At 47.8% G+C, this 12319-nt stretch carries 8 protein-coding genes; all 8 read left to right on the plus strand.

Translation table 11 applies throughout. The annotated features are described in order from the left end of the window. Positions 1 to 26 precede the first annotated feature (26 nt). Complete coding sequence (locus D0B88_RS11930) at positions 27 to 731, plus strand: succinate dehydrogenase iron-sulfur subunit (protein WP_007640587.1); 705 nt, start codon at positions 27 to 29, stop codon at positions 729 to 731. A gap of 188 nt (positions 732 to 919) precedes the next feature. After that, complete coding sequence (locus D0B88_RS11935; protein WP_151057404.1) at positions 920 to 3751, plus strand: 2-oxoglutarate dehydrogenase E1 component; 2832 nt, start codon at positions 920 to 922, stop codon at positions 3749 to 3751. Positions 3752 to 3812: 61 nt separating this feature from the next. After that, a complete protein-coding gene (odhB, locus tag D0B88_RS11940) occupies positions 3813 to 5003 on the plus strand; it encodes a 2-oxoglutarate dehydrogenase complex dihydrolipoyllysine-residue succinyltransferase (protein ID WP_151057406.1) in 1191 nt (396 codons plus the stop codon). 104 nt (positions 5004 to 5107) lie between these two features. Continuing rightward, entirely contained in the window at positions 5108 to 6547 is a 1440-nt protein-coding gene (lpdA, locus tag D0B88_RS11945; protein WP_151057408.1) for a dihydrolipoyl dehydrogenase, read from the plus strand. 122 nt (positions 6548 to 6669) lie between these two features. Then, positions 6670 to 7836: an ADP-forming succinate--CoA ligase subunit beta gene (gene sucC, locus D0B88_RS11950; RefSeq protein WP_151057411.1), complete on the plus strand. Its 1167-nt coding sequence runs from the start codon at positions 6670 to 6672 to the stop codon at positions 7834 to 7836. Positions 7837 to 7848: 12 nt separating this feature from the next. Then, positions 7849 to 8721, plus strand: a complete 873-nt coding sequence (gene sucD / locus D0B88_RS11955) for a succinate--CoA ligase subunit alpha (RefSeq protein ID WP_133682474.1) — start codon at positions 7849 to 7851, stop codon at positions 8719 to 8721. Positions 8722 to 8867: 146 nt separating this feature from the next. Next, positions 8868 to 10421 (plus strand): FAD-binding domain-containing protein, encoded by a 1554-nt coding sequence (locus D0B88_RS11960; protein ID WP_151057413.1) that lies wholly within the window; start codon positions 8868 to 8870, stop codon positions 10419 to 10421. Between the two features lie 163 nt (positions 10422 to 10584). After that, the gene (locus D0B88_RS11965; protein WP_007640594.1) at positions 10585 to 12231 is read left to right on the plus strand and encodes a pectate lyase; all 1647 of its coding nucleotides are present in this window, start codon (positions 10585 to 10587) and stop codon (positions 12229 to 12231) included. The last annotated feature ends 88 nt before the right edge of the window (positions 12232 to 12319 follow it).

Below are 12319 nucleotides of genomic sequence, written 5' to 3' on the forward strand. Positions count from 1 at the left end.
CGCATAGGGTAATCGGGAGAAGAGTTATGTTGAAAGTACAAGTATATCGTTACAACCCAGAGACTGATAACGCCCCTTACATGAAAACCTATGAGGTAGATACTCAGGGTAAAGACTTGATGGTGTTGGATGTTCTTGAGTTGCTTAAGGCGCAGGATCAGTCATTAGCATATCGCCGCTCATGCCGTGAAGGTGTCTGTGGATCCGATGGTATGAATATCAATGGTAAAAATGGTCTGGCCTGCATCAAACCAATTTCAGAGTGTGTCAAAAACAACACTTTGATCTTGCGTCCATTGCCTGGTTTGCCAGTGATTCGCGATCTGGTTGTGGACATGACCCAGTTCTACGATCAATACAAGAAAATAGAACCTTTCTTGCAAAATGATACACCTGCGCCCGCTATTGAGCGTTTGCAGTCACCTGAAGATCGCGCCAAGCTCGATGGTCTTTATGAGTGTATACTTTGCGCTTGTTGCTCTACCAGTTGTCCTTCATTCTGGTGGAACCCGGATAAGTTTATTGGTCCGGCGGGCTTGCTTCAGGCGTATCGTTTTCTGGCCGACAGTCGCGACTTGGCTACACAAAAACGCCTGTCAAACCTCGATGATCCGTTCAGTGTATTCCGTTGTCATGGCATTCAAAATTGTGTCGCAGTCTGCCCGAAAGGCCTGAACCCGACACGAGCTATCGGCCATATTCGCAATATGCTTTTACAGAGCGCTACCTAGGGTAGCGCTTTTCTGTATTTGAGCTGACCAAAATAGTCAGCGTAAAGCCAAAGTAAAACTGTTTGTTGTAATGGAGAGTTACAGCGACTTAAAAGCGGCGCTTTTAATCAAAAGTTGAGAGCGTTTGGTAGCTAACTGCTAGTTGTTATAGCAGGAGGTTTAAACCTCCGATAATTAAGGTGAGTGGAATGCAAGACAGCATTATGGAGCAATTTTGGAGCACGTCTCACATCTCTGGTGGGAATGCTGCCTACGTCGAAGAGCTCTACGACACGTATTTACATAACCCTAATGCCGTTCCAGAAGAATGGCGCAATTACTTCGATCAGTTACCCCGTGTAAATGGGGTGCTAACCCAAGATACTCCTCACTCGGTTATTCGTGCTCAGTTTGAACAGTTGGGTAAATCCCGTATCCGCACTGTAACTGCTGCAGGTAGTTCGGTCAGTGCAGAGCACGAACAAAAACAAATTAAAGTTTTACAACTCATTAGTTCCTACCGCTTCCGTGGCCATCAAAAAGCACAACTTGATCCGCTAAATTTGATGCAGCGCGAGCCAGTTGCAGATCTCGATTTAAATTTCCATGGTTTGACTAATGCCGATTTGGATACTGTTTTTAACAGTGGCACTTTGTTTATCGGCAAAGAACAGTCTACTTTGCGCGAAATTATTGCAGCACTCGAAAAAACCTACTGCGGCCATATAGGCGCAGAAATCATGCATATTACTCCGCTAGCTGAAAAACAATGGCTGCAACAGCGCCTTGAAAGTGTTCGCTCCAACCCTGAATTTAGTAAAGAGCAACGCCTTGCTTTGCTGGAGCGTCTGACGGCGGCTGAGGGACTTGAACGTCACTTGGATAGCAAGTATCCCGGCACAAAACGTTTTGGTTTGGAAGGCGGCGAGAGTTTTATTCCGCTGGTTGATGCCTTGGTAAAACGTGCTGGTACCTACGGTGCGAAAGAAATCGTACTGGGTATGGCCCACCGTGGTCGTTTAAATACACTGGTCAATGTATTTGGCAAAAGCCCCGCAGAATTATTTGCCGAATTTGATGGTAAGCGTTCTCTGAAAACTTCCGGCGACGTTAAATATCACTCAGGTTTTTCATCCAATGTGATGACTCCTGGTGGTGAATTACACATGGCGATGGCGTTCAACCCATCGCACCTGGAAATTGTATCGCCTGTAGTTGAAGGCTCGGTACGTGCACGTCAGGATCGTCGTAGCGATAAAACTGGCGCAAAAGTGGTGCCTATTGTTGTGCATGGTGATGCCGCATTTGCTGGGCAGGGTGTAGTTATGGAGACATTCCAAATGTCCCAGACTCGCGCTTACGGCACTGGCGGTACACTGCATATCGTTATTAACAATCAGGTGGGTTTTACCACTAACAAACGTGAAGATGCGCGCTCAACCGAGTATTGCACTGACGTTGCCAAAATGATCGAGTGCCCGATTTTCCATGTGAATGGTGATGATCCTGAGGCGGTACTGTTTGTGGCGCAATTGGCCATGGATTACCGTTACGAATTTAAAAAGGATATAGTCATCGATTTGGTTTGCTATCGCCGTCGCGGTCACAACGAAACCGATGAGCCATCCGCAACCCAGCCGTTGATGTATCAAATCATCCGCAGTTTGAAAACGACTCGCACTTTATATGCCGATCAGTTGGTTGCACAAAATATATTGACGCAAACCGCTGCCGATGAGATGACAACCAATTATCGCGCAGCACTGGATCGCGGCGAACACGTGGCCAGTGGTTTGGTAAGCGAGCCGGATAGTAGTTTGTTTGTGGACTGGTCGCCCTATATTGGTCACGACTGGGAAACACCAGCCAATACAGGCTGTGACTTAAAAACTTTGCAGGCTGCCGCTAATAAAATGTGCGAAATTCCTGACGGAATTGTGCTGCAAAAGCAAGTCGAAAAAATTTACGAAGACCGCCGCAAAATGGCTGCTGGTGCCTTGGCGCTTAACTGGGGCATGGCTGAAACTCTAGCTTATGCAACTTTAGTGGAGCAAGGTTATCAGGTACGTATGACTGGCCAAGATGTTGGTCGCGGTACTTTCTCCCATCGCCACGCGGTAATCCACAGCCAAAAAGATGGTTCTGCTTACGTTCCATTGGCAAATATGGCGCCTAACCAACCATCTTTTGAACTGTTTGATTCTTATTTGTCGGAAGAGGCAGTGCTTGCGTTTGAATACGGCTATTCAACTACCTCGCCAACCGGCTTGGTGATTTGGGAAGCACAATTTGGCGACTTCGCTAACGGCGCACAAGTAGTAATTGACCAGTTTATTACCAGTGGTGAACACAAATGGGGTCGTTTGTGCGGCCTGACTATGTTGCTGCCACACGGTTATGAAGGTCAGGGCCCGGAGCACTCATCGGCGCGTCTTGAACGTTTTATGCAACTTTGTGCTGAGCACAATATTCAGGTGTGCGTACCTACCACGCCAGCGCAGGTATTCCACATGCTGCGTCGTCAGGCGATTCGCCCAATGCGTCGCCCGTTAGTAGTGATGAGCCCTAAATCGCTGTTGCGCCACAAACTGGCCACTTCAACGCTTGAAGAACTGGCAAATGGCAGCTTCCAAAACGTGATTACTGATAGCAGTGTTGATCCGACTAAAGTAGAGCGTGTTATTTTGTGTAGTGGCAAGGTGTATTACACCCTGCTGGAAGAGCGTACTGCACGTAAACAGGAAAATGTTGCGCTGATCCGCTTGGAGCAGTTGTACCCTTTCCCTGAGGAAGAATTGAAAGCGGCAATGGCGCCATTTAAAGCGATTAAAGATATCTTCTGGTGCCAGGAAGAGCCCATGAATCAGGGTGCTTGGTATAGCAGTCAACATCATATGCGCCACGTAGTACATGAGTTGTTTGGCAAGGCGATGTATCTGGATTATGTAGGCCGTGATCCTTCGGCTGCACCTGCAGGCGGTTATATGTCTGTGCATATTGAAGAAGAAAAACGTTTTGTGAATAAAGCGCTCACTGTGTGAGTGCTTTTACTAACTGATTAATTGATCAAATAATCCTAGCGCTACAGAGAGATGGAATAGCATGAGTATCGAAATCAAAGCCCCTACCTTCCCTGAATCCGTTGCCGATGGCACGGTAGCAACCTGGCACAAAAAACCAGGCGAAGCCGTCAAGCGCGATGAGTTGATCGTTGATATTGAAACCGACAAGGTTGTATTAGAAGTGGTTGCGCCCGCTGATGGTAGCATCGCTGAAATTATCAAAGGCGAAGGTGACACCGTACTGAGCAATGAAGTGATTGCTCGTTTTGTGGAAGGTGCTGTTGCCGCCGCCGCACCAGCCGCTGTTGCGCCCGTTGAAACAAAGCCTGCCGCCACTGCAGAGAAATTGGTAAACCCCGCTGCACGTAAAATGGCAGAGGAAAACAACGTAAATACTGCCGCTGTTGCTGGTAGCGGTAAAGATGGTCGTGTTACCAAAGAAGATGTTGCCAACCATTTAAAATCTTCTCCAGCGGTTAGCGCAGCTGCTGCGCCTGCACCGGTTGTTGCAATCGAAGCGGTAGGCGATCGTGTTGAGAAGCGTGTACCTATGACACGGTTGCGCAAGCGTATTGCTGAGCGCCTGCTTGAAGCATCTAGCACTACTGCAATGCTCACTACGTTCAATGAAGTGAACATGGCTCCGGTAATGGCGCTGCGTGCAAAATACAAAGACCAATTTGAAAAAGCGCATAACGGTTCACGTTTGGGCTTTATGAGTTTCTTTGTAAAAGCCGCTGCTGAAGCGTTGCGTCGTTTCCCTGTGGTAAATGCTTCTATCGACAATAACGATGTTGTATACCACGGCTATCAGGATATTGGTGTTGCGGTATCGACTGAAAAAGGTTTGGTCGTTCCAGTGTTGCGTAACGCTGAGAACATGAGCTTGGCAACTATCGAAAATACTATCCGTGATTTCGGTTTGCGCGCACGTGATGGCAAACTCGGTATTGAAGAGATGTCGGGCGGCACTTTCACTATTACCAACGGTGGTGTGTTTGGTTCGCTGCTGTCTACTCCAATTTTGAATCTGCCGCAGTCTGCAATTTTGGGTATGCACAAAATTCAAGAGCGCCCAATGGCCGTTAATGGCAAGGTAGAAATTTTACCGATGATGTATTTGGCGTTGTCCTACGACCATCGTTTGCTGGATGGTAAAGAGGCTGTGCAATTCCTCGTGACCATCAAAGATTTGTTGGAAGATCCAGCGCGCATTTTGTTGGAAATCTAATCCGCTTTTTTGAAACGCTCTTGGCAACCTAAGAGCGTTTTTTTATGTGAAGGGTTACTGCTCACAAGGTTGTAGCCGACTGTTAATAATTTAGGAACATTGTTATGTCTGAAAAATTTGATGTGATAGTTATCGGTTCTGGCCCCGCGGGCTATGTTGCCGCCATCCGTGCCGCGCAATTGGGTTTGAAAACTGCGTGTGTTGAGAAGTGGAAAAACGAAGAAGGCAAGGGCGTTAACGGCGGTACTTGCTTGAACGTAGGTTGCATCCCGTCTAAAGCATTACTCGATAGCTCTTACAAATACCACGAAGCAAAAGAGGATTTAGGCCTTCATGGTATTACCACTTCAGGCGTAGAGTTGAATGTTTCTTCGATGATTGCACGTAAAAATCAAATCATCAAAAATCTGACCGGCGGTATCGCAGGACTGTTCAAGTCTAACGGTGTTACCAGCTTGTTCGGTACTGGTAAATTGCTTGCTGGCAAAAAAGTTGAAGTGACTGACTTTGATGGCAAAGTAACGATATACGATGCTGAAAACGTGATTTTAGCCTCTGGTTCCAGTCCAATTAATATTCCCCCGGCACCTGTTGATAACGATGTGGTTGTTAACTCTACTGGCGCATTGGAATTTACTGAAGTACCAAAGCGTTTGGGCGTAATCGGCGCTGGTGTAATTGGTTTGGAACTGGGATCTGTTTGGAATCGTTGTGGCTCCAAAGTTACCGTGCTGGAAGCATTGGACAGTTTCCTCGCAATTATGGATCAACAAATTGCCAAAGAAACTCAAAAGATCCTCACCAAACAAGGTTTGGATATCCGTACCAGTTCACGCGTTACCGGTTCAAAAGTAAACGGCAAAGAAGTGACCGTTACCTATTTGGATAAAGAAGGTAAAGAGCAGCAAGAAACGTTTGATAAGTTAATTGTGTGCGTTGGTCGTCGTCCATTCACTGAGAACCTGTTGGCTGCTGATAGCGGTGTGAATCTGGATGAACGTGGTTTTATTTTTGTAAACGAACAATGCGAAACTAATGCACCAGGTGTTTGGGCAATTGGTGACGTAGTGCGTGGCCCGATGTTGGCTCACAAAGGTTCGGAAGAAGGTGTGATGGTTGCTGAGCGTATTGCAGGCCAAAAATCACAAATTAATTACGACATTATTCCTAACGTAATTTACACCCACCCGGAAGTTGCTTCAGTGGGTAAAACTGAAGAGCAAGTGAAAGCATCGGGTGAACCTTACAACGTCGGTACTTTCCCGTTTGCAGCGTCTGGCCGTGCTATGGCGGCTAATGAAACTCAAGGTTTGGTAAAGATTATTGCTCACGCTGAGACTGATCGTATCCTCGGTTGCCACATTGTTGGCCCAAGTGCTGCAGATCTGGTTCAACAAGTGGCAATTGCAATGGAGTTCGGTTCGAGTGCAGAAGATTTGGGCATGATGGTGTTTGGTCACCCAACCCTGTCTGAAGCAATCCACGAAGCAGCCTTGGCTGTGCATGGTCATGCCATCCACATAGCCAACAAGAAGAAGCGTTAAGAGAACCATAGAGTCCTCGTTTTTAGGCGGGGGCGAACTCATAAGGTTCGTCTCCATCGATAACCCAGTTGGCATGTCTATCGATAATTACATGTCCAACCATCGTCAAATGGAACTACACCATGAATTTGCACGAGTATCAGGGTAAGCAACTGTTTGCCCAATATGGTCTGCCTGTTTCTAAAGGCATTGCTGCTGCGACTGTTGAAGAGGCTGTTGCCGCTGCGGATCAAATCGGCGGCGATATGTTCGTCGTTAAAGCTCAGGTTCACGCTGGCGGCCGCGGTAAAGCGGGCGGCGTAAAGCTGGTTAAGAGCAAAGAGGATATCCGCGCTTTCGCTGAAAAGTGGTTGGGTAAGAATCTGGTGACTTATCAAACTGATGAGAAAGGCCAACCAGTAAGCCGCATTTTGGTTGAGACTTGCACCGACATCGCTAAAGAATTGTACTTGGGCGCTGTTGTTGACCGTTCCAGTCGTCGCATTGTGTTCATGGCCTCTACCGAAGGTGGTGTAGAGATTGAGAAAGTTGCTCATGACACTCCTGAAAAAATCCTTAAAGTTGCTGTTGATCCACTGGTAGGCGCACAGCCTTTCCAAGGTCGCGATCTGGCTTTCAAGCTCGGTTTGGAAGGCAAGCAAATTAACCAATTCGTTAACATTTTTCTCGGCTTGGCCAAACTCTTCAAAGAGAAAGATTTGGCGCTGTTGGAAGTTAACCCATTGGTAATCACTCCGGAAGGTAACTTGCATTGCCTGGATGCCAAATTGGTAATCGACGGCAACGCTCTGTACCGTCATCCAGAACTGAAAGCAATGCAAGACCCATCACAAGAAGATGCGCGTGAAGCTCATGCTGCTGCTTGGGAACTGAACTACGTTGCGCTCGGTGGTGATATCGGTTGTATGGTAAACGGCGCTGGTTTGGCGATGGGTACCATGGATATCGTTAAGCTGCACGGCGGCCAGCCTGCCAACTTCCTCGACGTAGGTGGTGGTGCGACCAAAGAGCGCGTAGTTGAAGCGTTCAAAATCATTTTGTCTGATGACGCGGTTAAAGCCGTATTCATCAACATCTTTGGCGGTATCGTACGTTGCGACATGATCGCAGAAGGCGTAATCGGTGCAGTTAAAGAAGTAGGCGTAAAAGTACCTGTTGTTGTTCGTCTGCAAGGTAACAATGCTGAATTGGGTGCAAAAGTGTTGGGCGAAAGCGGCCTTAACATTATTGCCGATACCGACTTGACTGGCGCTGCCAAGAAAGTTGTTGCAGCTGCTGCGAATCAATAAGGGGCCAAGAACATGAGCGTTTTAATTAACAAAGACACCAAAGTAATCTGCCAAGGCTTCACCGGCGCGCAAGGTACTTTCCACTCTGAACAAGCGATTGCTTACGGCACCAAAATGGTTGGTGGTGTAACTCCAGGTAAGGGTGGTCAAACTCACCTCGGCCTGCCAGTGTTCAACACTGTTGCTGAAGCAGTAGAAGCGACTGGCGCAACCGCATCAGTTATCTACGTTCCGGCTCCTTTCTGTAAAGACTCAATCCTTGAAGCGGCTAACGGTGGCATCAAGTTGATTGTATGTATTACTGAAGGTATCCCAACCCTCGATATGCTTGACGCAAAAGTGAAGTGTGACGAGTTGGGCGTGCGTTTGATTGGCCCTAACTGCCCAGGTGTTATCACTCCAGGTGAGTGCAAAATCGGCATCATGCCAGGCCACATCCACAAGCCAGGTAAAGTAGGTATCGTATCGCGTTCAGGTACTTTGACTTATGAAGCGGTTAAGCAAACTACCGATTACGGTTTCGGCCAATCTACTTGCGTAGGTATTGGTGGTGACCCAATTCCAGGCTCCAACTTCATCGATATCCTGAAGTTGTTCCAAGCTGACCCACAAACTGAAGCCATCGTAATGATTGGTGAGATCGGTGGTTCTGCGGAAGAAGAAGCGGCTGCTTACATCAAAGCTAACGTGACCAAGCCTGTTGTGTCTTACATCGCTGGTGTAACTGCACCTGCTGGTAAGCGCATGGGTCACGCTGGTGCGATTATTTCTGGCGGTAAAGGTACTGCTGACGAGAAATTTGCTGCACTGGAAGATGCGGGAGTTAAAACCGTTAAGAGCTTGGCCGATATCGGTAAAGCACTGAAAGAAATCACTGGCTGGTAATTTTTCTGCGCCAAGTTGTTTCAAAAAGGCGGTCTTCGGATCGCCTTTTTTATTGCCATTTTTTCGTCGCTTATTTTATCTATTTGCTCAGATCCAATCGTCAAGATTTAACGTATGCACAAAACCTTTCTTATTTTGGTTTTTGCATGCTCGCGCTCTGGTGGATAAAACGCGATTTTCGCCTTGATGATAATGCTGCGTTACATGCGGCATTGACTGAATGTGACCATGTTATTCCAGTTTTCTTTCTCGAGCCGGCTGTTTATCTTGCACAAGACGCCTCTGCATTTCATTTGCAGTCGCAGTTGACGGCACTGGCCGATTTGCAATTCTCGCTGCGATCCATCGGCGCTGAGCTACTGATTATCAACACAGATTTACCTGCTGGTTTTGTGCAATTAAAAGAGAGATTGGATTTTACTCATATCTACTCCCATGAAGAAACAGGTGCAGGTATTACTTATCAGCGCGATAAAGCAGTTGCGCGATGGTGTAAAAAAGAAAACGTTCTCTGGCAAGAACTGCCTCAATCTGGGGTTGTTCGTCGTTTAGGTTCACGCGATAAACGCACCAAAATTATTGCTGAACGTTTATTCGATTCAGAGCCCCTTGAATCACCCTCTACAATCCCTCAGCCAGCTCTTGAGCATTTAAATTTTTTTGCCATTCCTTTATTGCATGAACTTGCACCGCAGCTACTGGATAAACGTATCTCCTGGCCTAGTGTTCAGGTAGTGAGTGAGAGACGTGCGCAGCGTACGTTGGGTAGTTTTTTGCGGGAGCGTTCTTTGAGCTACCGCGGTGGAATTTCCTCACCCAATAAAGCCTTTTTTTGTGGCTCACGCTTATCGCCTCACATTGCCTGGGGGACGCTCAGTTTACGTCGTATTTTTTTCCGCCTTCATCAGCGGTTGTCAGAGTTAGATGAGCAGTTGGATGCAGGCGATGACAACAAACTTGCTCTGCGCTGGCAAAAAAGTTTGGAAAGTTTCAGTTCGCGTTTGTTTTGGCGCGATCATTTTGTCCAGCGTTTGGAGTCGGCGAGTTATATGGAGTTTCGCGCATTGAATCCGGCATACGAGGTTTTGGAATACTCGCAGGATACAAGTAGATTGGCGGCCTGGCTTAATGGCGAAACAGGGTTTCCTTTGGTGGATGCTTGTATGCGTTGTTTACAGGCCACCGGTTTTTTGAATTTTCGCATGCGGGCGATGGTGGTCAATTTTGCCTGCTTTGGATTGCATATCCACTGGCGGGATTTGCAGTATCCGCTCGCGCGTTTATTCACGGATTACGAGCCGGGCATTCATTTTTCCCAAGTGCAAATGCAAGCGGCAATTGTGGGCATCAATACTATTCGCGTTTACAGTCCACTAAAACAATTAATAGATCAAGACCCGGGATGCCAGTTTATCAAGCGTTGGATTCCTGAGCTACGCTGTTACAGCGCTGAGCAAATAGCCTGTCATGAGACTATGCCGCTGCCGGGCTACCCCCGCGCTATTGTGGATGCTGAACAGAATATCCGCGTGATGAAAGATCGCATTAGCCGTATTCGTAAAAGTGATGAGGGCAGGGAAGCCTCGCAACAAGTGTTGGTAAAACATGGCTCTCGCCTGAAACAAAAAAAGGCGAAAACGACACTCCATGCTGAATCCCACAGCGCCTGTGACAACCAAATTGACTTGTTTGGGCATTAGAGGTTGATGCAATTTAATGTTAAATTGACTATTAGTGCGTTCTAATTGCCTTATTATGGCTAAAAAGAATGTGATGGCAGCAAGCTCTTACATCATAAAAATTCTCTGAAACTATCGGCACAAATAGTTCGGTCGCTGTATCAATAACAATTAGAGAGAAACTATGCGACTAATCAACCCCGTTCCCGGGCGAACCCTGGTGTTCGCTATTTCATTTTTATGCATTTTATGGAGTGCATCCCTCTCGGCAAAGCCCAGTGTGACCGAGGTAAAGACCACCATGAAATTGGCCAGTCAGTTTATGCTCGACAAGGTCAGTTATCGCGGCGCGTTTGTGTGGTCTTATCTGCCTGATTTTTCGCGCCAGTGGGGTGAGTTGGAAGCGCGTCGCTCGATGATCTGGATGCAGCCTCCCGGCACCGCGACTGTCGGCCATTTATTTCTTGATGCCTATAACGCGACAGGTGACGAATACTATTACTCTGCCGCAGAGCGGGTAGCCGGTGCGATTATTTTTGCCCAGCACCCCAGTGGGGGCTGGAATTACCTGGCTGATTTTGCGGGCGAGGCGGCACTTAAGGACTGGTACGCGACTATCGGTAAACATGCATGGCGTCTTGAAGAATTCCAGCATTATTACGGTAACGCGACTTTCGATGATGCCGGTACGGCAGAGGCCGCGAAATTTTTACTGCGCTTATACAGTGCCAAACTGGATCCCAAATACCGACCAGCGCTGGATAAAGTTATCGACTTTGTGCTTAAAAGCCAGTACCCCGTGGGTGGGTGGCCCCAGCGTTTTCCGCTGATGCACGACCATCCCGGTAAAAATCAGCCTGACTACACCAGCTTTATCACCTTCAATGATGATGTGGCCGCCGAAAATATCGATTTCCTGCTCATGTGTTATCAGGTGCTGGGGGAGTCTCGAGTGCGCGAGCCGGTCATCCGCGCGATGAATGTATTCCTTACTACCCAGATGGGTGCGCCGCAGCCTGGGTGGTCGCTGCAATACACGCCGGAATTACAGCCAGCAGGCGCGCGCTCCTATGAGCCAAAGTCACTGCATGCGCCTACTACCGCGGATAATATCCGTATGTTGATTCAGTTCTATCGCATGACTGGTGAGACCAAATTTCTGGCGCGTATTCCCGAAGCAATTGAGTGGCTGGAAAGTTTAAAGTTACCGGTAAAGCCTGAATATGAGGGGCGCAGCCATGCATCATTTATCGAGTTAGGCACCAATCGCGCCTTATTTACCCATCGGCGCGGATCTAACATCACCAATGGTGAGTATTACGTGGATTATCAAGCCAAACATATGCTGGCTCACTACAAATCAGCCGCGCGGGTGGATACAGACCGTTTGCGCCGTGAGTACGCGCAAGCGCTTGCCCTAAGCCCCGAGCAAGCGGTGGTAGGCTCGCCCTTACATGCGATGGGTGAAATACGTCTGCCAGCCTTTTTTACGCTTGGTAAAGTGAGCGTATCGGATTTGAATTTTCGTGCGCAAAAGCCTGACCAATCTGCCGATATTAGCGCCCAAGCTCGTGCGTTGATTGAGGGGTTGAACCCACAGGGATATTGGCCAACACCGCTTTACTACACCACAAATCCCTATCGCGGCCCGGTTCCTGGTGAAAAGAAAAATATTCCACCAACAGAGGCGTTTGCTGCGACTATGGTGGGGGATGAGTGGGATACATCGCCTTACCCGGTAGAGACGCCGGTAATGGGCATCTCAACTGCTGCTTATATCAAAAATATGGGTGTGCTCATTCAGTATTTGCAACAGCAAGCATCGCAATAGAAATTGCTCCATTTATCTCGCATCCGCCCAATTCGGGCGGAGTGCTTTATTTTTCACGAAAAATGTGGACAATTGCGCGCCATTTTGC

The organism is Cellvibrio sp. KY-YJ-3, from assembly GCF_008806955.1.
In the GTDB taxonomy this organism is placed as follows: Bacteria; Pseudomonadota; Gammaproteobacteria; order Pseudomonadales; family Cellvibrionaceae; genus Cellvibrio.